The following is a 23,130-nucleotide window of genomic DNA, read 5'->3' on the forward strand; positions in this document are numbered from 1 at the left end:
CTCACCGGAGTCCGGCCCTGCCGCTTACGCCGCGGTTCGTATCGCCGTGCGTGGTTCTACTGGGTCAGCCACCCGCCGCGTGCCGCCTGCCAGGCGAGCTGGGCACGGTTTCCCGCCCCTGCCCGCTGCATCAACCGGGTCAGCCGGCGCTGGACCGTGCGGAGGCTGGTGTCGAGCTGGCGGGCGATCGCCACGTCGGTGAGCCCAGCGAAGAGCAGGCCGAGCAGTTGGACGTCGGAGGCGGGCAGACCGGCCGCGTTCGTTCCCGTCCCCGCTTGAACCGGCTTGAGCGGGACACTGCGTTCCCACAGCAGCTCGAACAAGGCCACCAGGGCTTCCACGAGCGCGCTGCCGCGGACCGTGAGCCACTCACCGGGCCGGTCGTCGCCCCCGGGGAGCAGCGCGGTGGTCCGGTCCGAGACCAGCAGTTTCAGAGGGAGCTCGTCGAGCACGCGGACGCCTTCCCCGGCCGCCTGGTACGTGGTGATGTCGGCGAGCGAGCTCGGCTGGTCGAGGGCACGCCGGTCGTAGATCGACCGGCACCGTACGTTGCGGCCGAGGGTTCCCAGGACGTCGAGGGAGACCCCTCCGTCGATGACGAACGGCGGCGTACTGAGCACGAGCAGTTCCCGGGTGGTGTTCGCCACGGTCTCCGCGTACCGGCGACGGCAGTGCTCCGCGTCCTTGAGTACGTCGACGGGGCCGGAAGCCTCTCCCGCCAGCTGACCGAGCCGGTAGTCGGCCGCGAGAGTCGTCAACTCGGCTCGGGCCCGGTTCAGTTCGCGCTGGCGGTGCTCGATCAGCCGTTCCACGGCGACCTCGGGAGCCGCCGCTACCCACCGTTGGGGGCTGCCCGCGGTCAGGGTCACCAGCTGCAGAGCGGCCAACACCTGCGCGTGCTCGGCCACTTCGGCCGATGGTCTGCCCACGACGGTGGCGAGCTCCTCGGCGGCCACCGGGCCCGACCGCAGCAGATGCCGGTAGACATGCTCACCGGCCGCGGTCACACCCAGGTCCGCCAGCCCGTTCTGCTCCGTCTCCGCGCTCCGTCGTTGTGCGCGACGCATCACCGCACCCTCACCTTCCTGCCTGGTCCGTCCGTGTGCCGGGACGGTAGGCCGCACCCGTTACCCAGGTGTTGCCACAGAAGGTCGCTGCGCAGATGGGCGGCACCGGTCGCCCGGACGACTGAAGGAGCGGACGATCTCCGACGTCGAATCCCGGCGCAGGCGGGAAGCCGAGTGGGAAGCCATGCTCCTCCGTGCTTCCTGCATGCTGTTTCCCTGGTGGAGCAGGTCTCTGTGCCGTCCAATGATTCCGCACGAGCGTATGGTGGAGATTTGAAGTCCGACCATTTCTCCGCGCCTCAATCCGGATCTTCGAAACCTCTCGCGGAAATTCTGCCCCATTTGGAGTGCGACATGGGCATCAGGAAGAAGGCCAAGAACGTCGGCGAGATTTCCAAGGGAAAGACCAAGGAAACCGTCGGGAAGGCTGTGGGCAACGAAAGCATGGAGGCAGAAGGAAGGGCCGAAAAGACCAAGGGCAAGGTGAAGCATGCCGTGGAGAAGGGCAAGGACAAGCTTCGCCACTGAAACGTGTGGTCCGACACCAGCAGCCGCCGACTCCGCCGTGCTACGTGCACCGACGGGGCCGGCGACGTGCCGAGGCCCTCGTGCGCGTGCTCCGGATTTCCCATCCCGCCTGTGCGGGCCGAGAGGAGAAGATGATGCCTGCCGGCTCCAACAAGAAGCGCGAGCGTCAGTACGAGCACATCAGGGAGAGCGCCGAGGAGCGGGGCGAGTCCACGAGGCGCGCGAAGGAAATCGCAGCGCGCACCGTCAACAAGGAACGTGCGCGCTCCGGCGAGGCGAAGAACCCCGGCAAGGTCTCCACGCAGGACAGGAAGTCCGCCTCCCAACGGGGTGGCGAACATTCCCACAGCGGATCTCAGGGGCCGACGAAGGACCAGCTGTACGCGGAGGCCAGGAAGCGGAATATCGATGGCCGCTCTTCCATGAGCAAGGAGCAGCTCCGGAACGCCCTGGGCCGCTGACACGTCGCCGCTGATACGTGATCGTGTGATTCTGCCGAACACGGTCCGGTACCGCCGTGTCCGCACGTGCCCGCAGTGCATTCCGCGCGGTGAGCCGTACACCTTTCCGTCGGCCGAGAAGAGAAACCACCATGAAGCTGCCGGAATCCAGGGGCGAGGTATCAGCCGCCCTGATCGAGGCGCTCGCCCGGGATCCGGGTCGGAGCCGCTTGCCGGACACGGCCCTGGCGGTGGGCGCCGACCCGTACGGCGACGACCTCCAACTCGCCCTGTACCTCTGCTACGAGTTGCACTACCGCGGCTTCGACGGGGTGGCCGGTGCCTGGGAGTGGGATCCGGAGCTGCTCGGCGTGCGTGCCGCACTGGAGCGTGTGTTCCTGGCGGCTCTGCGCGCCGACGTGCCCGTGACCGAGGACGTCGGCACCGCACTGGAGGAAGCAGTCCTGGCGCCGGCCGAGGCCGGAGGCGTGTCGTCCTTCCTGCGGGACGAGGGTGAGCTGTGGCATCTGCGCGAGTACGCGGCACACCGCTCCCTCTACCACCTCAAGGAAGCCGACCCTCACGTGTGGGTGATTCCACGCCTGACGGGCCGGGCCAAGGCAGGCATGGCCGCGGTGGAGTACGACGAATTCGGGGCGGGGCGAGCGGAACGTGTCCACTCGAAGCTCTTCGCCGACCTGATGGCCGACCTCCGGCTGGACCCGACCTACGGGCGCTACCTCGATGCCGGCTCGCGGCAGATGCTGGCGACCGTCAACCTCATGTCGCTCTTGGGGCTTCACCGCTCCCACCGTGGTGCGTTGGTCGGTCACTTCGCCCTGGTGGAGATCACCTCGTCACCGGGGTCGAGGCTCCTCGCCGAGGCGTTGGAGCGAGTCGGTGCCGGACCCGCGGCGGTCCACTTCTATGCGGAGCACGTGGAGGCCGACGCCGTGCACGAGCAGCTCGTACGCCACGAGGTCGTCGCCGGTCTGCTCCACGAGGAGCCGCATCTGGCACCGGATGTCGCTTTCGGTATCGCGGTCACCGACTGGTTGGAAAACCGGTTGGGGGAGCAGCTGCTCAGCGCCTGGCAGGACGGCGAGTCCTCACTCCGCGTGCCGCTTCGTGGCGCGTGACGCGGTCTTCGGCCTCTTCCGGCCGCGGTGGCTCGTGTCGCACCAAGGGAAGATGTGACTTCGTCGGCAGGTGCACAGTGCCACAACGGGACGGTCCGAGCGTGCAAGAGTGCCGTCCTCCTGGACCACTTCGACCGGCCCTTCCACGAGCATGGGTCCACCCGGCTCCTGCATGACGCGCCGTGCGGCGCCCCGAGATGCGGTCTCCGGTTCAGTACGGCCGTTCTGCACGGATCACCACCAGCTCCTCCTCTTCCTGGCCGGGTTCGATCAGGCCCCGCATCTCCAGCCAGGCGGCCCGTCCACGCAGGACGGGGCCGAAGGGAACGAACCGGCGGTCGGCCACGCTGACGTCCAGCCCGGCGTCGGCCAGCCGTGTCGCGGTGATCGTCGGCCCGCTCAGCACGGAGTGGACGGCGAGCAGCACACCCCCTGGGCGCAGAAGAGCAGGAACCTTGGCGCAGACCCGGTCGATCACCGCTCGGCCGTCCGGCCCCGCCTCCCAGGCGCGAGCTCTGCCGCGACTGGGCAGGCGCCTGCTCGCGGACGGCACATACGGCGGGTTCGCCAGCACCAGGTCGAACCTGAGCCCCGCCACAGGCTCCGTCAGGTCGCCTCGGCCGGCCCGGATCACCCGCGCGTGGCCGGACAGCAGTGCGTTCAGCCGCGTCGTGAGAACCGCCGCGGCGGACATGTCGATGGCGATCACGCGGCCAGCGCCATAACGCGCGGCGGCGATGGCCACCGCGCCCGTACCGGTACCCACGTCCAGGACCTCTGCTCCAGGGGCCAGGTGTTCGCGCCGCAGAGCCGAGATCAACATGGCTGTGTCCTCCTGTGGCGCGTAGATACCCGGAGGGCTGAGGAATACCAAGGTCGGGGTCCGGTTCTCAGAGAGCACGAAGGGCCGGCGGAAGCGTCCTCGCCGACCGGTCGAAAAGGACTTCAACAGAACTGATGGCGCTCACCACCCGCGGTGTCGTCGACCCGGTCCGCGACTGACGTATCCACCTTGCGTCCCTCCTCCCGAGGCTGCAATCGGTGAGCTGAGTGGCCCAGGAGCCTACGTGCCGTGTGCACATGTGAAGCGCATACTGGAAGCACCTGCGCGAACGGAGGATGTCATGATCATCCTCGGCGTTATTCTGCTGGTCATCGGCCTGGTGGCCGGTCTGGGGATCCTGTGGACCATCGGTATCGTGCTCGTCGCGATCGGAATTCTCCTCTGGATCATGGGTGCCGTTGGGCACGCAGTCGGCGGTCGACGCCACTACTACTAGGGCCGCCTGATCCGGCTCCGTGCACGTGGCCGTGTGAGACGCCCAGGGGGACGCGGGAAGTCGGCGGCCCTGGGTACCCCGCGCCCTGCGCACGGACATGACGCCGGTCGGTGGATCGGAACCCTGACAGGGGCGTCGGACACGTCGACAGAACGACGATGAGTCCGGAGCGGGCCCCACCAGGGCAGGTGCGCCCGATGGCTCCGCTCAAGGTGCGGCGCGGCCGATACCGATCAGACTTGAATTCATGGCAGAAGAACGTCGGCCGCGCGCCGGGAAATCCACGAAGACAGCCCCTCGCCGCACGCCGTCAGCGTGTGGAGCGCAGGAGGCTGCCCGTGCTGCTTGCCGGAGCCTGAGCGACCTGATCGACCATCCCGTGGAGGGCGTCTCAGCGGTGAGACGCGCCGAGGACGGTTGGTGCGTCGTCGTGGACGTACTCGAACTGCCCCGGATCCCGGACACCACAAGTCTTCTTGCCTCCTACGAGGTGCAGCTCGATCGGGACGGCGAGCTCATGGAGTACCGCAGGGTCCGCCGCTATCGGCGGGGAGCTGCCGATGAATGACCAGGACTGCCCGACGACCGGAAGGACGACCCATGCCCGCGACCACCTATTCCGATGAGGTAGTGGCGTGCCCGCCGCGCGCCGGCACGTTGTACGACGTGCTGGAACTCATCCTTGATCGGGGCATGGTGATCGACGTGTTCGTCCGGGTCTCCCTGGTCGGCATCGAGATCCTCAAGGTGGACGCGCGCATCGTCGTAGCGAGTGTGGACACCTACCTGCGATTCGCCGAGGCATGCAACCGGCTCGACCTGGAGCGTGACTCCGGAAGCACCACCGTGCCCGAGCTGTTGAGCGGCAGCGCTGCCAAGTCCATCGGCAAGCGCAAGGTGCGCAAGGCCGCGGAGTCCGTGGGCGACACGGTGCGCAAGGCGGTCGGCGGCGGTGACGACGACTCGGACGAGTCGGACGAGGAAGAGCAGCAGGAACGGCCCAGGAAGCGGCGTGCTCCGGCGCGCAGTGGTGCGCCCCGTCGACGTCGTTCGGAGGCGTGAGCCGTGACGGCCGACGGTGTGTACGTCTACGCGATCATCCACGAGGGCAAAAGGCTGCCGAAGAAGGCTGGCGGTGTCGGCGCCCCGGCTGCCCCTTTGCGCACCATCCGGCAAGGACGGGTTGCCGCAGTCGTCAGTGATGCTCCGCCTAAGCTCCGAGCCCGGCGGCGCGACCTGATGGCTCACCAAGACCTTCTGATGCGGCTCGCGGACGATGGACCGGTCCTGCCCATGCGGTTCGGGATGGTCGCACCGGACGAGGAGACCGTGCGCGGTCAACTGGCCGCCGGCGAGACGGACCACGTCGCCGCTCTGGAGTATCTCTCCGACGCGGTCGAGGTCAACGTCAAGGCCCTCCCGGCGCAGAACGGACTCGCGAGTCTCGTCGCGGAGGACACGAGAGTCCGGCGGCTGCGGGACGAAGCACGGCGCCGCCCCGGCTACGAGGCCAGCCTGCGACTGGGCGAAGCCGTGTCGGCCTCTCTTGAGAGCCGGGCAGCCGAGGCAGGACGACGAGTCCTGCGCGAGCTCACACCCATGGCCCGTGCGGTGGCCGTCGGACCGGACGTCCAGGGATGCGTGCTCAACGTGTCGTTCCTGGTCGACCGCGGAGACAGCGACGACTTCCGAAGCGTGGCGGAACGTTTCGGAAGCGCGCACCGTGACCACGTCGAGCTGCGGTGCGCGGGTCCGCTGCCGTGTTTCAGCTTCGTCGCCGCCGAAGGCGCGCACGCACGGGCAGCCGGGGTCTGACATGGGACTGATCACGGGACTGCTCACGCTCCCCATCGCACCGGTCCGCGGTGTCATCTGGGTGGCGGAGAAGCTCAACGACGCTGCCGAGCGCGAACTGCACGACCCAGGAGTGCTCCGCGCCCAACTGGCTGTACTGAACCGGGAATTCGAAGACGGAGACATCAGCCTGGAGGAGTTCGAACGGGAAGAGGAACGGCTACTCGACCGGCTGCATGCTGCACAAGCCGGCCCCACGCCGAACGATCGAAGGTGACGTGCTCATGGATGACACAGCCAAGGTGACCCTCGCAGCCGCAGTAGTGGGTGGCTATGTGCTGGGCCGGACGAAGAAGGGCCGGCTGGCGCTGACCATTGCGACCTATCTGGCAGGCAGGCGATTCGGCCTCGAACCCAAACAGCTTGCCGCCGAAGGGATGCGCAGGCTCGGCGAGATTCCCCAGTTCGCCGAACTGCAGGATCAGCTGACGGGGGAAGTCCTCGACGCGGGACGCAAGGCGTTGACGGCTGCCGCCGATCGGGGGATGAGCACCCTGGCCGGCACCCTCAGCGACCGTACGGCCCGGCTCAGCGGGACGCGGGAAGAGGAAGAGGAAGAGGAGCCGGACGAGTACGAGCAGGAAGAGGACGGCGCGGAGTACGAGGACGAGGAGGAACCGCCGGAGGACGAATACGAGGAGGAAGAGGAGGAGGAAGAGGAGCCGGAGGACGAGTACGAGGAAGAGCCGGAAGACGAGTACGAGGAAGAGGAGGAGGAACCGGAGGAGGAAGAGGAGGAAGAGGAGGAGGAAGAGGAGGAGCCGGAGGGGAAGCAGCCGAAGCGACGCAGTTCTGGGAAGACAGCCCAGGAGGAGAAGCCCCGTCCGGAGAAGAAGACGGCGTCGGCCAAGAAGGCGGCAGCGGGGAAGACCGCTCCGGCGAAGAAGACCGCCGCCCGGAAGACGGCGGCGGCGAAGAAGACCGCTGCGAAGAAGACCGCTCCGGCGAAGAAGACCGCCGCGCGGAAGACGGCCTCGGCGAAGAAGACCGCCGGTAAGACGGCCTCGGCGAAGAAGTCCGCTGCGAAGAAGACCGCCCCGGCGAAGAAGTCCGCCGCACGGAAGACCGCCCCGGCGAAGAAGTCCGCCGCTCGCAAGACGGCTCCGGCGAAGAAGTCCGCTGCGCGGAAGACGACGGCGGCGAAGAAGACCGCATCCAAGCGCGCCGATCGTCGGAGGTAGCCAGTCATGACCAGTACGGAAAGCGACCGGCCCGCAGCGGCGGAGTCAGGTATGGGCCGGCTACGGGAAGAGCTGTCCAACTTCCTCACTGCCCAGGTGGAGAGACTCGCCGAGCAGGCGGGCGACAAGCTGACCGGCGTCACGGAGCAGCTCACCGACGCGGCCGAGACCGGGTCGCTGCCCGCGATCGGCTCCCGCATTCTCAAGGGTGACTCCCCGGTGAAGGCGTTCGTCGGCGAGAAGGCCAAGGGCGTCAAGGACAACATCGTGGAGAAGGCCAAAGAGACGTTCGGTGGTGGAAAGGGGAAACGCAAGTCGAGCGGCGGCAAGGTCATGAACATCATCGAGGTCCTCGATGTGGGTGTTCCCTTGCGTGTTGCGTACGACCACTGGACGCAGTACGACCAGTTCAGCAGTTTCGCCAAGGGGGTTCGCGACGTCTCGAAGAGCGACGAGATGGCCAGCGACTGGAAGGTCAAGGTCGGCCCTTCCTCGCGCAGCTTCAAGGCGACCGTCCAGGAACAGATTCCCGACGACCGCATCGTGTGGACGTCGGAGGGAGCCAAGGGAACCACCCGTGGTGTAGTCAGCTTTCATGAGCTGGCACCCAGCCTGACGCGCATCGTCCTGGTGGTTGAGTACTACCCGTCCGGCTTCTTCGAGAAGACGGGAAACCTGTGGCGCGCCCAAGGGCGCCGAATGAGGCTCGACTTCAAGCACTTTCAGCGATACGTGACCCTCACTGAAGAAGAGCCAGAGGGCTGGCGCGGCGAAATCAGGGATGGCGAAGTCGTCGTGTCCCACGAGGACGCCGTAGAGGAAGAAGAGGCGGCTGAGCAGGAGGACACGGAAGGCGAGGAGCCCGAGGACGAAGAGGGCGCCGACTACGAGGACGAAGAGGACGACGAGGAAGACGAGTACGAGGACGAAGACGAAGACGAAGAGGACGAAGACGAAGACGAAGCAGACGAAGAGGACGAGGGCGAGTACGAGGACGAGGAGCCCGAGGAGCCCGAGGAGCCCGAGGAGCCCGAGGACGTAACCCCTTCCAGGAAGCAAAGAGGGAAGGGGCGACGCCGTGACTGACGTCGACTTCAGACAGGGGTCCTATCCCGTCTCCGGCCCGCAGACCACCAATCTTGCCGACATCCTCGAACGCGTCCTCGACAAGGGCATCGTCATCGCCGGGGACATCAAGATCGACCTCCTCGACATCGAGCTGCTCACCATCCGCCTCCGGCTGTTCGTGGCGTCCGTGGACACGGCGAAGAAGGCCGGAATCGACTGGTGGGAGAACGATCCCGCACTCAGCTCGAGCGCCTCCCGTAGTGCTTTGCAGGACGAGAACCGCGAGTTGCGTGAGCGTCTGAAGGCGCTCGAATCCGCGGCCGACGACGCGTCACCCCAGCGATGACCAAGGAGAACCCACGCACATGACGGAGCGCGGCCCCGATCCCTCGGACGTCAACGCCATCTACGTGTTCGCTGTCTGCCGCAATCTGGACCCGGCGCTCCTCGCCGGTCTGTCGGGTGTCACCGATGAGGCCCCTGTGGCAACACTGCCGATCGGGACGCTTACGGCGGTCATCCAGCCCGTCCGAGCGAGTGACTTCACCGATGAGGCGTGGCAAGCACGCCTGTCCGATCCGGGAGAGCTGGAACGGCATGCCCGCGCCCATCACGAAGTCGTTACCGCGGCTGCGGCCTGCTGCCCCACGGTCCCCCTGCCGCTCGCCACGCTCTACCACGGCGAGGAGAGAGCGCGGGAGGCGCTGGCCAACGAGACGGACCGGTTCCATGCCGCGCTGGAGCGCATCGCGCACCACGCGGAGTGGGGTGTGAAGGTGTACGCGCCGGCCTATGCCTCGAACACCCCGGTCAGGGAGTCGACCCGTCCTGCCGCGCCGGCTGGCCGAGCGCGCCCGGAACCCGGAGCGGGTCTCGCATATCTGGACCGCAAGCGGGGCTTGCAGGAGCGCCGCGAGCAGCATCAGGGAGAGGCACTGCGCAGTGCGGAAACAGTGGATGCCGAAATGAGCAGCCTTGCCACCGCCTCCCGCAGGCTGCGACCCCATGGACCCCAGCCCTCCGGGGAACGGAGGGTCCAAGTCCTCAACGCCACCTATCTGGTGTCGGAACATCGCGCCCACGAGCTCGCCGCGCTGACCCGGACACTGCAGGAACGAACCGGCGCGCAGATCGAGCTGTCGGGGCCCTGGGTTCCCTATTCCTTCGTCGGCGAGGTGTAGGCAGTGACACACGAAGTGGTGCCATGGGACAGGCCCGAACCACTGAGCGGCCCGATCGGCGTGCCGCTCGTCGACCTTCTGGACCGCATCCTCGCGACAGGCGTGGTGATCAGCGGAGACCTGGTCATCGCCATTGCCGACGTACCGCTGGTACGAGTGTCGCTGCATGCCTTGTTGTCGTCCGTCAACGAACGTGTTCCGGCGCCCTGGGCGGACGGAGGCCCGCTGTGACCGACTCGCGCCTCGACCTGGACTCCGACCAGATGGGACGTGACCTCGTCGCCCTGGTGCTGACCGTGGTGGAACTCCTACGACAGTTGATGGAGCGCCAGGCGATTCGGCGCATCGAGCAGGGCGATCTCAGCGAACAGCAGGCTGACGAGATCGGGACCACGCTCATGCTGCTCGACCAACGGATGACGGAACTCTGCGAGCAGCACGGAGTGCGTCCGGAGGACCTCAATCTGGACCTCGGACCGCTTGGAAGCCTCTTGCCCCGAAACTGAACCCGCGCGAACGGTGCGTGAGGCGGCGGTGCCGGCTCACGGCACGTTCGGGCGCGCCGCCGTCCTGCTCGATGGCTGAGGACTCGGTGGGGGAGCGGTGCGTGCGGACGCCGATCATTTAGTCACCCATGAACCACACGTAGCTGCCCGGGGTTGCCGCACACACATCAAGAAGCTCAGCAAGGTCGCGGAGAGCCGCCTTCTCAGGCTGGTCAGTCCACCGTTGCAACAGCGCGGCGACTTCGAGAAGGGCGGCTCGGGCTTCCTGTTCGTTGAAGAGGGTGTCGCCGTAGGGATCCACCCAGCCGAGCTTGCCCGAGCCGTGCCGGTCGAGCGTGCTCAGCACCCGTGCCAACGCTTCACCATGCTGATAGGACCCTCGCAGCACCGTGCTGCGGGAAGCCCTCTTGAACGAGGGACGCCCCGAGTGCAGCTCCAGCTCGATCCCCACGACTCCTCCTTCGACCACGGACACCGAAACTTCGCAGAGACTATGTGTCAGGCAGCACCTGAAGGCTTCCCGCACCTGCCGGCCGCAGGAGCTGAGTCGTCCGCAGTCCGGGCGCTGCCGGTCCTCGAAGGGGTGTCAGTGGGTGGGGGCACACTGGCGGCATGAGCACCTCTTCGCCCTCCTCGGCCGACACTTCGGATGCCTCTCCCGTCTGGGTGGCGTCGATGGGCGGCCCCTTGATCGTCATTCCTGTCTCCGCGCTGGCTTCATGGCGCGGCTGCACCGAGAACGGTGTCATCGTGGGGGACGCGACCGCTCCGGACGATTACGACCGCGCGTGTGCGGTGGACGAACTGGCCGGTGTGATAGCCGTCGGCGACAACGGCGCCCAGGCACTGGTCCTGGCGGACGAACCGGCCACCAGCTGCTACCTGCCCGAGCATCGGGCCTTCCTGCGTTGGCTCGCGGCCGACTCCGAGGACAGGCTGAAGACAGCAGCCGAGGCTGTCCTCGCGGACCCCGCCACCGAGTGGGAAGAGTGCGGCACGTGGCTGTCGGACGGGACAGCCAAGCTCATGGACTCCGCAGGGGCGGGCGCCGAGTACCCCGGTGGCGGGATGCCCGCTCAGGCAACGGTCTCGTTGCCCACGGGCCGATGGAGGGTCCGCGCCGTTCACACCGAGGCGGATGAGGAGAACTGGGTCGGCTTGGTCCAGCTCCTCCCCACCGATGCCTAGGACTCTGATCGGGAGAGTTGGCGGTTGAACGGTTGGATGGGCGGTGACGTCCTTTTGCGACGCATGTGAACGGTCGAGTGGGGCCCTCCGGCCACCTCGATGGCCTCCGCGTCCGCCACGGCTCCACCGCAGGTGGGGCCGCTTCCCGATGTGCCTCGAAAAAAAATGTGAGCCCCTGTCGATCCGGCGATGTCCCGTTCGACGTCATGATGTGCGGCGCCTCGCCGCACGAAGACGCGACAGGACCTGATGAGGAAGCACGTGGATCAACTGCTGAGAGTCCAGAACTTCAACGTCTCGAGTGACGGCATCGCTGCCGGTGTGGACCAGAGTCTCGAGAGGCCGTTCGGCTACGACCATCCGGAGAGACTGTTCGCCTGGGCCGGAGCCACGGCGAGCTGGCCCATGCGCACCGATCCCGGGGGCGGCCGGGGCCTCGACGACTACTTCACGCGGGACTTCGCACGCAACATCGGCGCCGAGATCATGGGGCGCAACAAGTTCGGGCCCCAGCGCGGGCCCTGGAACGACCACGAGTGGCGCGGATGGTGGGGCGACGAGCCCCCCTTCCACACTCCGGTGTTCGTCATGACCCACCACACGCGTCCGTCGTTCACGCTCTCCGACACCACGTTCCACTTCGTCGACGGCGACCCGGCCACCGTCCTCGAACAGGCCCGGGAAGCGGCGCGGGGCAAGGACGTCCGACTCGGCGGCGGGGTCACCACCATCCGCCAGTTCCTCGACGCCGACCTCGTCGACACCATGCATGTGGCGGTCTCGCCGATCAAGCTCGGATCCGGACTACGTCTCTGGGAGTCCCCCGACGAGCTCCTCGACCGATTCCACCTGGAGGTCGTGCCCAGCCCGAGCGGCGTGACACACCACCTGTTCTGGCGAAGGTGACGCGAGGCCCCCTCACGTTCGGGCTGTGACTGCGAGGGGGGCGTCCGCCCCGGCGGATGCCCTTCTCGCTGCCCCTCGAGCACCTCACCGTCCGACGACGCGCTCTGGCAGGCAGTCGTCGAGGCAAAGTGGGAAAAAGCACCGCAGCCAAGCAGACGTCTACCGAAGGGCCCACGACAGGCCAGGGGTCCTCAAAGCCGCTCTGGCCGCACGGGCAGGACCATGGCAGCAGGGCGCCGCCCTCGACTTGCTCGGCCGACTCGTGGGCCGGGCGTAGAAGACCCTAGTCGTCGTCCAACAGGGCCAGTTCCTCGTCCGTGAGCCGACCGAAGCAGGCCTCTTCTGTGATCATGACAGTGGACTGATTCCAGGACTCCAACCTGCTGTGCCGGGCGTTCAGGATCCAGCCCTCCTGCTTGTACGTAGCCAGGAAGTACGAGCCGTCCTTGCCGATCGGCGCTTCCTCGGAAGGCCGGGTCTCCTTCCAACCTCGCGACGCGAGGCCCGCGAGCACGGTGTCGAGCTGCCGGCGTGCCTTGTCCGGGTCGTTCCCGGAGGAACTCCACGTCGCGTTGGACGTCCACGAGACCACACACGGTGTCAGCCGAAGCGCGAACGCGGCCAGAGCCCGGTCCTTGTCGGTGGTTGCCTGGCGGGTCCAGCGATCGCCCACGGAGAAGCCCGTCCTCGTCCGTCCTCCAGGCAGCCCAGCAGCCGCGACGGCCGCGTCCAGATCCGCATGCACCGCCTTCTGACCGAAGGGGGCGGAGGACGCGGCCGCGGTCGGAGCGGAGCCCCCAAGGCTGCCACCGCATACGGTGACGAGAACGACCCATGCGGCGGCGGCCGATACCCGTCGGACTCCGATGGCGCTGGTACGCATGTGCTCTTCCCTCGGTGCGATGGCCGCCGGAGACGGCGCATCCGGTACGGGCTGATGGATTCTCGCACGAGGGTCTCCCCGCTTCCCTGGAAGGGTGACGAGGGAAGAGGTGAGGTCAGAGCCGGGTCCGACCACCGACGTGCCGCCTCGTGTCGATGCGGAGCGCCCACGCACCCGGCGCGCCCGCGGAGTGCTGCGGGAGCTCCACGGCGCTCCGGCGAACGGCTACTCCGGGCTCTTCACCCAACGTGCGGCAAGCAGAAGTGCGATGTCGTCGGGCCGGTCTGCCGCCTGTCGCGCCTCCCGGATCACACGGTCCGCCGCGTCGGTCAGTGACGACGAGCCGACTTCGGCGATCGTGCTGCGGAGCCGCTCGATGCCCAGGTCGATGTCGACTCCCGCCTGCTCGACCAGTCCGTCGGTGAACAGGGCCAGGATCGCGCCCGGTTCGAGTCGTAGGTCCGTGACCGGGTACGAAGCCGTTGGGTCGACTCCGAGCACGACGCCGCCGGCCAGGTCCAGGACCTCGGCCGTGCCGTCGGGGTGGCGCAGCACGGGCTGCGGGTGCCCGGCGCGTACGGCCTGTGTGAAGCCGGTTGCGGGGTCGAGGACGATGTAGCAGCAACTGGCGAACTGGCCAGGATCGAGGTCGATGAGCAGCCGGTTGGTGCCGTCCATCACCTCCTGCGGGTCATGGCCGCTCAGTGCGAAGGCGCGTACGGCGCTGCGTAGTTGGCCCATGGTCGCGGCAGCGGCGACACCGTGGCCCTGGACGTCCCCGATGACCAGGGCGATGTCCTTGCCGGTCTCGATGACGTCGTACCAGTCGCCGCCGACGTCCATGCCCTGGGTGCCGGAGAGGTAGCGCCCGGCGGTGTCGACGTATTCGACCTCGGGCAGCCGCTGCGGCAGCAGGGCATCCTGGAGGCCGCGGGCCAGGGCTGCCTCCGTGTCGTAGCGCTGGGCGCGTTGGAGGGCCTGGGCGATGAGGCCGGCGAGGGCCGTGAGGACCGTGCGTTCCTCGGGGCTGAAGCCCCTCGGCTGGTCGAAGCCCAGGATGCACGAGCCGACGGGCCGCCCGGAGGCGATGAGGGGCAGGAACGCCCGGGCGCCGACGTCGGTCTCCATGGCGACGCCGGGATAGGCGGCGGCCAGGCGCTGCATGGACTCGAAGAAGATGGGGCGGCCGGAGGTGAGTGCCTCCACGCCGGGAATGCGGGCGTTGAGGCCGACGCCGTCGAACGGGTCCAGGAACCCCTTCGGGAAGCCGGTCTCCCACTCCAGGTAGAGATGCCGCTCGTGCAGCAGGTAGATCGCCAGTTGTCTGCCGCCGAAGGCGGGCAGCAACTCCTCCGTGACCACGGCCGACACCTGGCGGGCGGTGACCGCCTCCGTCAGCGCGATGGCCAGGGCGACGGGCCGGTACAGCGCGGAGGACCGGTCGGCCGGGGATCCGAGTCCGACACCCGGGGTGGCGACCGATCCCGGGGCGTAGGCCGGCTGGTCCGTGGTGGTGAGCGTGGCCGTCACGCCGTCGCTGCCCGGGTAGAGCGACACGGACAGCCATTCCGTCGCGGTGTGCCGGGCGAGGAAGTGAACGGGTTCGACGGAGAGCAGGGCCGCCCGGTGGTGGTCGTCGTAGGCGGGGTTCCCGAACCACGGCAGGGCCTCCCACAGGACGTGTCCGACCAGGTCCGTCCTGGCGGTGCCGAGGAGGGCCTCCGCCGGATGGTTGACATAGGTGATCCGTCCGAGCCGGTCGAACGAGAGGATGGCGCGTGGCAGCCGGTCGGCTGCCTCGGGGGTGACCGGTCCCGCACCGAGATCCACCAGGGATCCGGTCAGATGGCTTCCCGCGCCGCGGCCGGGCGGGTGGGACCAGCGCCCCGACAGCTCCAGCAGGTGCGACCGGCCGTCGGCTCCCCGCAGCCGCATTCTGCGGATGATCGGTGTGCCCGACCCCACCGCCTGCCGGGCCAGCGTCCACAGCCCGTACGCGTCCTCGGGCACCAGCTGTGTCGCCAGCGCGTCGATGGTGCGGGGGAATTCGGCGGGCTCCATGCCGAGGATTGCGCACAGCTCCTCGTCCGCGGCGACGGCACCGCTGTCGAGGTCCCAGTCGAAGTGACCGATCTTGACCGGTGCGGCGGTGGTTGCGGGCAGCTGGACGGGTTCCGGATCGTCCTCCCACCGGGCCGGGGTTCCGTCCGATGCAAGCGCTTCGAGGGCGCCGCCGAGCAGCTGGGCGACGTGCTGCAATCTGCGACGGTCTGCCTCCCCGACCGGTTCTCCGGGGGTGGCGGGGCGCAGTACGACCAGGACGCCGACCTTTTCGAAGCCGCTGACGATGGGCACGAACAGCGAGCCGAAGGGGAACGGCAGGCCCGCCATCAGCTGCGGAAACCGGCGCATGGCTTCCTCGGCGTCGCCGAGGTACACGGGCTTCCCGGTGGACAAGGCCATGGCCACGGGGAAGGGCCGGTTCACATGCATGCGCCACCACGGCCGGAACAGCGGGATGGGCAGCCCTGCGAGCACCGCCAGCCGCAGCAGCCCCGGCGTCTCGGACCGCAGATAGATGCCGCCCGCGTAGCCTCCGGTGGCTTCGACCGCGCTCACCACGGCCTGTGCGAGCACCACGGGCAGCTCGTCCTGCACGCGGCCGCCTTTCGGCCGCGCCGGCCCGGCCCCGCTCTCCCTGAGTGGGGCGTGCCTCGCAGCGCCGTACCAGGTCACACCTCAGGATGCTCCACACCTGCGCATTCACGCACCCGGTGGGATGTGGCGCGGCGGGGCTGCCGTCGGAATCCGCGCCCGCGGACGGCCCTGGCGTCGTCTGTGCAGTGGCGCTGGGTGGCCGCTCCACGGATTCGGGGCCTTGCTCTCCGTTACGCGCCAGGAGGCCGGTACCGGACTCGCTCGGCCTCGCGCAGGGCCCCCATCGTCTCGTCGACGGTCAGGAGAACGGTCGTCTCGAACGAGCTGAGCGCGCCACCTCCGCTGATCGCCAACGCGACGGCGGCCATGGAGACGTTGTCCGGGGCTTCCCACAGGTTGTAGCCGTCGTGCGTGCCGAAGGCGTACCAGAAGCCGTGGAGCTTCCCGCCCACGGACTCGATGTACGACTCGGCGGCCTTTGCACGGTCCTCGGGGTGGCCGATCAGCCGTGCCCACGTCTCCGGTGTGTAGCTGAACCTCGACAGATAGAGCGGCATGGTGTCTCCCTTTCGCTTTCAAGGGGATGCCCCCGCTGGGCAGGGAAAGCGCCGGAGCGGCCAGCGCGTCCCCCGAACAGCCGGGGGCGATGACCGGTGTGGCCCACGGGCGGCGGGTGGTGGGCTGGCCCGGTGCCCCGGTTTCGCCCCGCGGCGGGCCGGACCGTTCAGCGGCTCGGACGGACCGGGGCGAACGGTGCCTCTGCCGGTGGCCGCCGTCGGTCTACCGTGTGCTCATGACAGCTCTGATCGTCGGTGGCAGCGGCTTTCTTGGAGCCGAGCTGATCCGGCAGGCGACAGCGGCCGGGCTCACGACGGCCGCGACGTACGCGACCGCGCCCGGCGACGCCTCCCCGGCCGCGTGGTACCCGCTTGATCTGCGGGATGTGGGGCGCCTGGACGCCGTCATGGCCGAGGTCGGCCCGCAGTTCGTCGTCAACACGGCGAGTGGCAAGGCCGACTGGGCGGTTACGGCCGAGGGCCCCGTCCGTCTTGCGAGGGTCGCGGCGGAGTACGGAAGCCGACTGGTCCACGTATCCAGCGACGCGGTGTTCTCCGGGGCCCGAGTCCACTACGACGAGACCTGCCTCCCCGACCCCGTCACCCCGTACGGAGCGGCGAAGGCGGCGGCGGAGACCGGAGTCCTCGTCGTGCATCCGCAGGCTACTGTCGCCCGAACGTCACTGATCATCGGCCACGGACGATCCGTACACGAGCACGCGGTGCACCGACTTGCCGCCGGCACCCGTGACGGCGCGCTGTTCACCGACGACATACGCTGCCCCGTGCACGTCGCCGACCTGGCTGCCGCCCTTCTGGAGCTGGCGTCGAGCGACGCGGCGGGTATCCACCATCTCGCAGGCTCCGACGCCGTGAGCCGTCACGAGCTCGGGGTCCTCATCGCCAGGCGTGACGGCCTCGACGCCTCCCGACTGCCCACGGGCCTGCGCGCGGGCAGCACGATTCCCGGCGCTCTCGACGTACGCCTCGACAGCCGGGCGACCCAGCGGACGCTGCGCACCACCCTGCGCGGTGCTCGGGAGTTCTGTACCGCACCGGCCTGACCCGCCGTGCCCATCGGCCTTGCTTCGGTGGACGGGTTGCGCTGAGTCCCGACGTACAACCAGAGCCCCGACTGCCGTTCCGGGCGGCTCCCTGCTTGTTGCAGACCGCTCATCGGCTTGCAGCAGGGACGCTGGTCGGCACCGCGGTGCTCTGGAACATCGACAACCACAACCGGTCCGCGCACATCGGGCTCGGGCTGCGGCCGTCCTCCCGGGACAAGGGCTACGGTACCGATGCGAGGGTGTGCTGCGCTCCTCCGCCTGGGTGATGGGCGAGTTCCTGGACGACGTGGTGCTCGGGCTCCTCGTCCAGGACTGGAAGCCGGACGCGAAGTCGCCTGCGGAGGTGGGCCCGGCCTGATCCCTCGCCGGGAAGCAAGGGAACGAGCCGGGCCCTGGCCCCGAGGGGGGCTCAGCGCTTGAGCGTGAAGGTGAAGGCGCCGGAGAGCTTGCCGCCCAGCCGGACTGCCGAAACGAGGTTCCCCTCCGCGATCAGCCGTTCGACCTCTGCCCGCGAAAGACCGCACCCTTCAGCGATCAGTCGCACCGGCCGGACAGGGATCCGAGCCGCGTTCCGGACCGAGATGTCGATCACCTCGTGGTCCAGGTGATCCGATCCGCCCGTGTCGAGGCGCCAGGCGTTGTCCCAGTCGAGGGCGATGCGATTACGGCGCCGCACGAGCGGATCCTGGAGCAGCTCAGCTGCCAGGCCCGGGTCGTTGTCGTGCATCCGGTCCAGCAGTTCAGGTCGTATGGAGCGCACGTTCATCCGCTCCAGGACCGTCAGTTTTGCCGTTTCCCCGCAAGCGGTGCAGAGCACGAGGAGCCAGGCGTCGAGGAGCTTGTGGTGTGCGTTGACGCGAAATTTGCCGTTGGCCCGGAAGCGCTCGGACGCGCACGCGGGGCAACGGCGGAGAACGGTCGGCAGGCAGGTGGGCATGACGACCCAGTTGTCGAGCACAGAAGTACACCGGTTTCAGTGAGAAGTCCGCAGCAAAAGGCAGCGCGGCGCACAGGTGCGACGCGCGACGAATCAGCGCTCGGGAGGTCTCACAGGGTGTACAACGGCATGTCCCTCTACTGGACGACAACTTGGTTCGGCAGCACGGTAGTTGCGCACGGCGGCGCAGTTCCAGTGGTTTTCGCCTCACCGCCAGGCATTGGCCGGCGGATCACGGGCGGAGGCGCAGCCGGATCGTGGATCAGTCGCACGAGTCGCCGGACAGGCCCCGGTTGGACCGCCCGGAGTGGTCGCGTGGTGGGATCTCCGTATGACGGATTGGTCGCAACTCAGCCATGCGTACGGCTCCGCGGAGGACATACCCGCCTTGCTGGACCGGATCGCATCGGATCCAGCCCCCGAGCTGTGGAACGACCTGTGGTCGGCACTCTGTCACCAGGGCAGCGTCTACCCGGCCAGCTTCGCGGCGCTGCCCTGGCTTGCCGATGTCGCGGGCGGGAGCGACGGGGAGCAGGCGGTGAGCGCGCTGACCCTGGCCGGTGCGATCTTGGCGGGCTCCGGCCAGCCGCACGGAGCCGGCGACGTACGTGTGCAACACGCGGTCGAGATCGGTACTTTGCTGTCGCTGGCGAACGAACACCTCCGGGCGGCGACCGATCGCACCGAGTACGTCTACCTTCTGGAAGCCGTCCTGAGCTTCGAAGGCGTCCTGGGCTGGAGTGACGACCTGGCGTGGGGACTTACCAACGAGGAGTACGAGGTCTCCTGCTCCGGTTGCGAAGCAGACCTCTTCATCGTCCTCGGCGAGCGAGGACTCTTCTCCAGCAGTGGCGACTACGCGCTGACGGAGGAGGACGTCGATACGAGGCCCTTGCGCCCTGCCAATCCCGCAGACCTGGACGGCATCGGACGACGTCTCCACGGCATCGCGCTCGCCGACGGCCGGCAGGAGGTTGCCGACATGCTGACCTACGTCTTCGGCGACGCGACGTGCCCCGACTGTGAAGCGGACTTCTCGGTGGCCGCTCAGGTCAGCGCGCGCTGGTCGGCCATGGGGCAGGCGGACACTCCCTGGGGCCGCAGGCCCTAGCGCGGTGCCGCGGTGCTGCGGCGGACGACCAGCCGGGGAGTCATCGTGGTGAGCACGGCGCGGTCCCTTCGGCCCTCGACGCGTTCGATCAGCATCCTCGCGGCCGTGGCGCCCATGGTGTGGCCCGCCTGATCGACGCTGCTCAACTGCACGGCGGCCAGCGCCGCGATCGCCGTGTTGTTGTATCCGACGAGCGAGACGTCGTCCGGCACGCTCATGCCGAGAGCGTCCGTCGCCCGGTAGATGCCGAGGGCGGCGACGTCGGCGCCGGTCATGATGGCCGTAGGGGGGCGTTCGCTCGTCAGGAGCTGCATCCCCGCCTTGTAACCCCCGTCGTCCGAGTAGCTGGTCCGCACGACCTGGGCCAGTTCCTCCAGGCCGTGGCGTTCCATGGCCTCCAGGTACCCCTTCGCGAGTTCGGCCTCCGGGGTCTGCTTCCACAGGCTCGCTTTGGTTCCGGGCGCTGATACCAAGGCGATCTCCCGGTGCCCCAGGGACACCAGGTGGTCGACCACCAGGCCCGCTCCGGCTCCGTCCGCGTCCACGACGGAGTCGTGCGCGGGGGAGGGGTCGTGGTGTCCGATCACGACCGTGGGTGTGGTGGCCGCCGTGTCGAGTACCTCGCTGCGGCGCGACCCCGGTGCGATCAGGATGATGCCGTCCATCTGGCGGTCGACCATGGAACGGATCGTGCGGGCCTGGTCGTCCGCGTCGAAGCCGGCCGCGCCGATCAGAACCGTGTACTCGCTCTGGCGCAGTTCGTCGCGGATGCCGTCGAGGATGTCGGCGAAGAAGGGGTTGCGGATGTTGTCGAGCAGGATGCCGATCGTGTAGGTCCGCCCGCGCATGCCGCGTGCGGCGGCGTGCGGCCGGTAGTTCAGCTCCGCCATGGCCGCGCGGACCTTCTCCTGCATGGCCGCGCTCGTTCCGTAGGCATTGCGCAGGACCTTGGAGACGGCGGCCGTGGACACGCCCGCATGGTGAGCCACGTCCGTGATCGTCACGCGCTTCTGCTTCGGTGCCGGATCCATGCGAGTGCCCCCGAGGTGGATGATCGATGCAACGGTCTACATGGTGCCATGAGGTGACCGCCGTGCCCAGCCCTCTTTTCTGGGGCGTTACGGCTGGATGTCTTGACGTGACAGTGGCTTGAGTGCACTGTTGTGCCCACTTCGCGTGGAGAACGTTACACAAGCCGCTTCCCGGTTGGGTCTCCTCGCCTTGCGCCCGCCGCTGCCCTCGTCTCTTGAACATCAGGGAGTCAGTCGTGATCACCTCCTCTTCCCGTGCCGGAAAGGTGCGCATCGCCGGTCTCACGGCAGGTGCCGCGGCCATGGCCGTCCTGGCGACCGCGTGCGGCGGCTCGGGCTCGGCCGAGTCCTCGGCCCCGAAGAACTTCAGCTACCTGAGCGTCACCGAGAACACCACCGTCAAGACCGCTCTGGGCACCCTCTCCAAGGGAGCGTGCAAGACGCAGGAACAGGCGCTGCCGCTCAAGGTGGAGACCGTTCCGCAGTCGGGGCTCGACCAGAAACTGCAGCTGCTCGCCGGTCAGGGGGCCCTGCCCGTGCAGTTCGCCGCCGGCAACGCCCCGGCGCTGACTCAGCAGCTCTACAAGTCCGGCAAGGTTGCGGATCTGGAGAAGGAGCTCACGAACCTCGGGGTCCTCGACCAGCTCGAACCCGCCGCGATCTCCACGATCAAGGCGCTGTACGGCGGCACGGTCGAGGTGCTGCCCTACGAGTACAACATCGAGGGGATCTTCTACAACAAGAAGCTCTTCGGCGACAACGGTATCGCCGTCCCCGGCACCTGGGAGGAACTGGTGGCCGCCGCGGCGAAGCTGGAGGCCAAGGGCATTCAGCCCTTCTCCGCCTCCGGTCAGCAGGGTTGGCCGATCACCCGGCTGGTCAGCACCTACCTCTACCGCAGCCTCGGTCCGGACGCCCTGCAGAAGGTTGCGGACGGGGAGGCGAAGCTGACCGACCCCGAGTACGTGAAGGCTGCCGAGGAGATCGCCGCCCTCGGCACGAAGGGGTACTTCGGCAAGGGCATCGGCTCGATCGACTACGACACGGCGATGAACCAGTTCCTCTCAGGCAAGGCCGGCATGTTCTACATGGGCAGCTGGGCCCTGACGAACATCGCCGACGCGAAGCAGAACAAGGTGGGAGCCGAGAACGTCGGCTTCATGCCCTTCCCCGCGGTTGCGGGCGGCAAGGGTGCGGCCGACCAGTACCCCTCCAACGTCGGCCTGGGGATCGGGCTGGGCGCCACGTCCTTCGACAAGAAGACCGGCGACTGGGTCTCCTGCATCGCCAAGAACTACGGCAGTACGGCGCTGAAGGACCACGGTTCCATCTCCGGGTTCAAGGTGAACACGCCCGTCGAGGACAGCACCGAGGTCACCACCCAGGTCCGCAAGACGATCACCGACTCGAAGCAGAACGTCCTGTGGTTCGAGGCCCTGTTCAGCACCAAGGCCACCACCGTCAGCCAGACCAACGCGGCAGGACTGATCACCGGGAGCATGAGCCCCGAGCAGTTCATGAAGACCGTCCAGGACGCCCTCGACACCAAGTAGGCATGGCGCGGCGCGGCCCAGGATGCGTACCGCCTCCCCGCAGAAACCCTCCGGGCCCGCCGCACCGCTCGCGCACCATCGCTCGCCCACCACAGAAGTGGACACCTTCCATGCACCGTGTACTCGGTGACCGCAGGGCCGTCGCCATCCTGATCGGTCCCGCTCTGCTGGTCTACTCCCTCATCATGCTGGTCCCGATGGTGTGGTCACTGGGGTACTCCTTCACCAAGGGCAACACGATCGACGGCTTCACCGGGAACGGGCTGGACAACTTCCAGCGCCTGTTCACCGACCCGGCCGTCCGTGAAGCCCTCACGTTCACCCTCAAGTACGCGGCCGTCGTGACGGTCGGCCAGGTGCTGACGGGATACCTGCTGGCGCTGCTCTACGTCTTCTTCCTGAAGAAGTCCTCGGCGCTCGTCCGTACGCTGGCGTTCTTCCCCGTCGTGCTGCCCACCGTCGCCGTCGGACTGCTCTTCCAGAAGTTCTTCCAGGTCGCGCCGCAGACCGGACCCGTCAACTCCCTTCTCAACATGGTCGGTCTGGAATCGATTGACTTCTTCGGCAGCGCCGGAAGTGCCTTCTGGGTCCTCGTCGTCATGGACATCTGGCGCTCCATGGGCTTCTACGCCGTCCTCCTCTTCGCCGGACTCGTCGACATCCCCGAAGAGGTCCTGGAATCGGCCCGTCTGGACGGAGCATCCGGGCTGCGGCTGGTCCGTCACATCGTCGTGCCCCTGTCCTTTCCCGTTCTGATGTCGTCCCTGATCTTCAGTATCAACGGCACTCTGAAGGTCTTCGACTCGATCGTCGCCCTGACCAACGGCGGTCCCGGCAACGACACTTCGCCGCTGACCCTCTACATGTTCCAGACGTCGTTCACCTACAGCGACTACGGCTACGGCAGCACCGTCGCCTTCCTGCTGACCGTCGTGTGCCTGCTGGTGACCCTGGTCGTCTTCCGCCTCTCGCGCCGCGACCTCACGAAGGGCTGA

29 protein-coding genes and 1 pseudogene are annotated in these 23,130 nt (G+C 68.0%); 21 read left to right on the top strand and 9 right to left on the bottom strand.

The features are described 5' to 3' along the window. Positions 1-56: 56 nt before the first annotated feature. Positions 57-1,067, bottom strand: a complete 1,011-nt coding sequence (locus tag OG230_RS33680) for a LuxR C-terminal-related transcriptional regulator (RefSeq protein ID WP_328907544.1) — start codon at positions 1,065-1,067, stop codon at positions 57-59. 354 nt (positions 1,068-1,421) lie between these two features. Here OG230_RS33680 and OG230_RS33685 point away from each other — a divergent pair, with 354 nt between their 5' ends. The 3 genes from OG230_RS33685 to OG230_RS33695 all read left to right on the top strand — a co-directional run bounded on the left by OG230_RS33685 (position 1,422) and on the right by OG230_RS33695 (position 3,174). After that, positions 1,422-1,595, top strand: a complete 174-nt coding sequence (locus OG230_RS33685) for a CsbD family protein (protein ID WP_328907545.1) — start codon at positions 1,422-1,424, stop codon at positions 1,593-1,595. 134 nt (positions 1,596-1,729) lie between these two features. After that, complete coding sequence (locus OG230_RS33690) at positions 1,730-2,056, top strand: plasmid stabilization protein (RefSeq protein WP_328911618.1); 327 nt, start codon at positions 1,730-1,732, stop codon at positions 2,054-2,056. A gap of 131 nt (positions 2,057-2,187) precedes the next feature. Next, positions 2,188-3,174, top strand: coding sequence for an iron-containing redox enzyme family protein (locus OG230_RS33695; RefSeq protein ID WP_328907546.1), 987 nt, complete (start codon positions 2,188-2,190; stop codon positions 3,172-3,174). On the opposite strand, the gene OG230_RS33700 is transcribed toward OG230_RS33695, so the two are convergent. Then, positions 3,145-3,348: a CDGSH iron-sulfur domain-containing protein gene (locus OG230_RS33700; protein WP_328907547.1), complete on the bottom strand. Its 204-nt coding sequence runs from the start codon at positions 3,346-3,348 to the stop codon at positions 3,145-3,147. The two genes, OG230_RS33695 and OG230_RS33700, sit on opposite strands and share 30 nt — an antisense overlap. A gap of 37 nt (positions 3,349-3,385) precedes the next feature. Further along, a complete protein-coding gene (locus tag OG230_RS33705; RefSeq protein ID WP_443051445.1) occupies positions 3,386-3,997 on the bottom strand; it encodes a HemK2/MTQ2 family protein methyltransferase in 612 nt (203 codons plus the stop codon). Positions 3,998-4,298: 301 nt separating this feature from the next. On the opposite strand from OG230_RS33705, the gene OG230_RS33710 reads away from it, so the two are divergent. The 11 genes from OG230_RS33710 (at position 4,299) to OG230_RS33760 (ending at position 10,244) form a co-directional block, all read left to right on the top strand. Continuing rightward, positions 4,299-4,454 (top strand): DUF6131 family protein, encoded by a 156-nt coding sequence (locus tag OG230_RS33710; RefSeq protein WP_328907549.1) that lies wholly within the window; start codon positions 4,299-4,301, stop codon positions 4,452-4,454. 247 nt (positions 4,455-4,701) lie between these two features. After that, the gene (locus OG230_RS33715) at positions 4,702-5,022 is read left to right on the top strand and encodes a gas vesicle protein GvpO (protein WP_328907550.1); all 321 of its coding nucleotides are present in this window, start codon (positions 4,702-4,704) and stop codon (positions 5,020-5,022) included. 32 nt (positions 5,023-5,054) lie between these two features. Beyond that, positions 5,055-5,516 (top strand): gas vesicle protein GvpJ, encoded by a 462-nt coding sequence (gvpJ, locus tag OG230_RS33720; RefSeq protein ID WP_328907551.1) that lies wholly within the window; start codon positions 5,055-5,057, stop codon positions 5,514-5,516. Positions 5,517-5,519: 3 nt separating this feature from the next. Next, positions 5,520-6,269, top strand: a complete 750-nt coding sequence (locus OG230_RS33725; protein WP_328907552.1) for a GvpL/GvpF family gas vesicle protein — start codon at positions 5,520-5,522, stop codon at positions 6,267-6,269. Position 6,270: 1 nt separating this feature from the next. Next, positions 6,271-6,525: a gas vesicle protein GvpG gene (locus OG230_RS33730; protein WP_328907553.1), complete on the top strand. Its 255-nt coding sequence runs from the start codon at positions 6,271-6,273 to the stop codon at positions 6,523-6,525. 7 nt (positions 6,526-6,532) lie between these two features. Next, positions 6,533-7,489 (top strand): histone protein, encoded by a 957-nt coding sequence (locus OG230_RS33735; RefSeq protein ID WP_328907554.1) that lies wholly within the window; start codon positions 6,533-6,535, stop codon positions 7,487-7,489. Positions 7,490-7,495: 6 nt separating this feature from the next. Next, positions 7,496-8,575 carry an SRPBCC family protein gene (locus OG230_RS33740; protein ID WP_328907555.1) on the top strand — a complete coding sequence of 360 codons (1,080 nt, stop codon included), beginning with the start codon at positions 7,496-7,498 and terminating at the stop codon, positions 8,573-8,575. Continuing rightward, entirely contained in the window at positions 8,568-8,903 is a 336-nt protein-coding gene (locus tag OG230_RS33745; protein WP_328907556.1) for a gas vesicle protein, read from the top strand. The genes OG230_RS33740 and OG230_RS33745 overlap by 8 nt, the downstream gene beginning before the upstream one ends. Positions 8,904-8,922: 19 nt before the next feature. After that, positions 8,923-9,738 (top strand): GvpL/GvpF family gas vesicle protein, encoded by an 816-nt coding sequence (locus OG230_RS33750; RefSeq protein WP_328907557.1) that lies wholly within the window; start codon positions 8,923-8,925, stop codon positions 9,736-9,738. Between the two features lie 3 nt (positions 9,739-9,741). After that, positions 9,742-9,969 carry a gas vesicle protein gene (locus OG230_RS33755; protein ID WP_328907558.1) on the top strand — a complete coding sequence of 76 codons (228 nt, stop codon included), beginning with the start codon at positions 9,742-9,744 and terminating at the stop codon, positions 9,967-9,969. Then, complete coding sequence (locus OG230_RS33760) at positions 9,966-10,244, top strand: gas vesicle protein K (protein ID WP_328907559.1); 279 nt, start codon at positions 9,966-9,968, stop codon at positions 10,242-10,244. Before OG230_RS33755 ends, OG230_RS33760 begins: the two co-directional genes overlap by 4 nt. Positions 10,245-10,362: 118 nt before the next feature. On the opposite strand, the gene OG230_RS33765 is transcribed toward OG230_RS33760, so the two are convergent. Next, entirely contained in the window at positions 10,363-10,695 is a 333-nt protein-coding gene (locus tag OG230_RS33765; RefSeq protein ID WP_328907560.1) for a hypothetical protein, read from the bottom strand. A 161-nt stretch (positions 10,696-10,856) separates the two neighbouring features. Here OG230_RS33765 and OG230_RS33770 point away from each other — a divergent pair, with 161 nt between their 5' ends. Continuing rightward, entirely contained in the window at positions 10,857-11,432 is a 576-nt protein-coding gene (locus OG230_RS33770) for an Imm21 family immunity protein (protein ID WP_328907561.1), read from the top strand. A gap of 261 nt (positions 11,433-11,693) precedes the next feature. Beyond that, positions 11,694-12,338, top strand: a complete 645-nt coding sequence (locus OG230_RS33775) for a dihydrofolate reductase family protein (protein ID WP_328911619.1) — start codon at positions 11,694-11,696, stop codon at positions 12,336-12,338. Positions 12,339-12,621: 283 nt separating this feature from the next. Here the strand turns inward: OG230_RS33775 and OG230_RS33780 are convergent, their stop codons facing one another. The 3 genes from OG230_RS33780 to OG230_RS33790 all read right to left on the bottom strand — a co-directional run bounded on the left by OG230_RS33780 (position 12,622) and on the right by OG230_RS33790 (position 16,436). Next, positions 12,622-13,221, bottom strand: coding sequence for a hypothetical protein (locus OG230_RS33780; RefSeq protein ID WP_328907562.1), 600 nt, complete (start codon positions 13,219-13,221; stop codon positions 12,622-12,624). 225 nt (positions 13,222-13,446) lie between these two features. Next, positions 13,447-15,879, bottom strand: a complete 2,433-nt coding sequence (locus OG230_RS33785; protein WP_328907563.1) for a SpoIIE family protein phosphatase — start codon at positions 15,877-15,879, stop codon at positions 13,447-13,449. Positions 15,880-16,109: 230 nt separating this feature from the next. Next, positions 16,110-16,436, bottom strand: coding sequence for a GYD domain-containing protein (locus OG230_RS33790; RefSeq protein ID WP_328907564.1), 327 nt, complete (start codon positions 16,434-16,436; stop codon positions 16,110-16,112). Positions 16,437-16,672: 236 nt separating this feature from the next. Here OG230_RS33790 and OG230_RS33795 point away from each other — a divergent pair, with 236 nt between their 5' ends. Both OG230_RS33795 and OG230_RS36450 read left to right on the top strand, forming a co-directional pair. Beyond that, positions 16,673-17,500, top strand: a complete 828-nt coding sequence (locus OG230_RS33795) for an SDR family oxidoreductase (RefSeq protein WP_328907565.1) — start codon at positions 16,673-16,675, stop codon at positions 17,498-17,500. After that, positions 17,482-17,861, top strand: a pseudogene (locus OG230_RS36450) (GNAT family N-acetyltransferase). The gene OG230_RS33795 and the pseudogene OG230_RS36450 overlap by 19 nt, the downstream one beginning before the upstream one ends. 51 nt (positions 17,862-17,912) lie before the next feature. Here the strand turns inward: OG230_RS36450 and OG230_RS33805 are convergent. Continuing rightward, the gene (locus OG230_RS33805; RefSeq protein ID WP_328907566.1) at positions 17,913-18,461 is read right to left on the bottom strand and encodes a DUF1062 domain-containing protein; all 549 of its coding nucleotides are present in this window, start codon (positions 18,459-18,461) and stop codon (positions 17,913-17,915) included. Between the two features lie 310 nt (positions 18,462-18,771). Here OG230_RS33805 and OG230_RS33810 point away from each other — a divergent pair, with 310 nt between their 5' ends. Continuing rightward, the gene (locus OG230_RS33810; protein WP_328907567.1) at positions 18,772-19,551 is read left to right on the top strand and encodes a hypothetical protein; all 780 of its coding nucleotides are present in this window, start codon (positions 18,772-18,774) and stop codon (positions 19,549-19,551) included. On the opposite strand, the gene OG230_RS33815 is transcribed toward OG230_RS33810, so the two are convergent. Next, entirely contained in the window at positions 19,548-20,582 is a 1,035-nt protein-coding gene (locus OG230_RS33815) for a LacI family DNA-binding transcriptional regulator (RefSeq protein WP_328907568.1), read from the bottom strand. The two genes, OG230_RS33810 and OG230_RS33815, sit on opposite strands and share 4 nt — an antisense overlap. Positions 20,583-20,818: 236 nt before the next feature. Between OG230_RS33815 and OG230_RS33820 the strand changes: the two genes are divergently transcribed. Both OG230_RS33820 and OG230_RS33825 read left to right on the top strand, forming a co-directional pair. Then, on the top strand, positions 20,819-22,135 hold the full coding sequence (locus OG230_RS33820; protein WP_328907569.1) for an ABC transporter substrate-binding protein: 1,317 nt from the start codon (positions 20,819-20,821) through the stop codon (positions 22,133-22,135). 110 nt (positions 22,136-22,245) lie between these two features. Further along, complete coding sequence (locus OG230_RS33825) at positions 22,246-23,130, top strand: carbohydrate ABC transporter permease (RefSeq protein WP_328907570.1); 885 nt, start codon at positions 22,246-22,248, stop codon at positions 23,128-23,130.

The sequence above is a fragment of the Streptomyces sp. NBC_00234 genome, from assembly GCF_036195325.1.
Taxonomy (GTDB): domain Bacteria; phylum Actinomycetota; class Actinomycetes; order Streptomycetales; family Streptomycetaceae; genus Streptomyces.

Coding starts and splice junctions, on each gene's coding strand:
- OG230_RS33680 (WP_328907544.1), bottom strand. CDS start 1,067: ATGCGTCGCGCACAACGACGGAGCGCGGAGACGGAGCAGAACGGGCTG.
- OG230_RS33730 (WP_328907553.1), top strand. CDS start 6,271: ATGGGACTGATCACGGGACTGCTCACGCTCCCCATCGCACCGGTCCGC.
- OG230_RS33690 (WP_328911618.1), top strand. CDS start 1,730: ATGCCTGCCGGCTCCAACAAGAAGCGCGAGCGTCAGTACGAGCACATC.
- OG230_RS33795 (WP_328907565.1), top strand. CDS start 16,673: ATGACAGCTCTGATCGTCGGTGGCAGCGGCTTTCTTGGAGCCGAGCTG.
- OG230_RS33710 (WP_328907549.1), top strand. CDS start 4,299: ATGATCATCCTCGGCGTTATTCTGCTGGTCATCGGCCTGGTGGCCGGT.
- OG230_RS33780 (WP_328907562.1), bottom strand. CDS start 13,221: ATGCGTACCAGCGCCATCGGAGTCCGACGGGTATCGGCCGCCGCCGCA.
- OG230_RS33770 (WP_328907561.1), top strand. CDS start 10,857: ATGAGCACCTCTTCGCCCTCCTCGGCCGACACTTCGGATGCCTCTCCC.
- OG230_RS33810 (WP_328907567.1), top strand. CDS start 18,772: ATGACGGATTGGTCGCAACTCAGCCATGCGTACGGCTCCGCGGAGGAC.
- OG230_RS33705 (WP_443051445.1), bottom strand. CDS start 3,997: ATGTTGATCTCGGCTCTGCGGCGCGAACACCTGGCCCCTGGAGCAGAG.
- OG230_RS33750 (WP_328907557.1), top strand. CDS start 8,923: ATGACGGAGCGCGGCCCCGATCCCTCGGACGTCAACGCCATCTACGTG.
- OG230_RS33815 (WP_328907568.1), bottom strand. CDS start 20,582: ATGGATCCGGCACCGAAGCAGAAGCGCGTGACGATCACGGACGTGGCT.
- gvpJ (WP_328907551.1), top strand. CDS start 5,055: ATGCCCGCGACCACCTATTCCGATGAGGTAGTGGCGTGCCCGCCGCGC.
- OG230_RS33735 (WP_328907554.1), top strand. CDS start 6,533: ATGGATGACACAGCCAAGGTGACCCTCGCAGCCGCAGTAGTGGGTGGC.
- OG230_RS33715 (WP_328907550.1), top strand. CDS start 4,702: ATGGCAGAAGAACGTCGGCCGCGCGCCGGGAAATCCACGAAGACAGCC.
- OG230_RS33790 (WP_328907564.1), bottom strand. CDS start 16,436: ATGCCGCTCTATCTGTCGAGGTTCAGCTACACACCGGAGACGTGGGCA.
- OG230_RS33685 (WP_328907545.1), top strand. CDS start 1,422: ATGGGCATCAGGAAGAAGGCCAAGAACGTCGGCGAGATTTCCAAGGGA.
- OG230_RS33825 (WP_328907570.1), top strand. CDS start 22,246: ATGCACCGTGTACTCGGTGACCGCAGGGCCGTCGCCATCCTGATCGGT.
- OG230_RS33700 (WP_328907547.1), bottom strand. CDS start 3,348: ATGCAGGAGCCGGGTGGACCCATGCTCGTGGAAGGGCCGGTCGAAGTG.
- OG230_RS33740 (WP_328907555.1), top strand. CDS start 7,496: ATGACCAGTACGGAAAGCGACCGGCCCGCAGCGGCGGAGTCAGGTATG.
- OG230_RS33695 (WP_328907546.1), top strand. CDS start 2,188: ATGAAGCTGCCGGAATCCAGGGGCGAGGTATCAGCCGCCCTGATCGAG.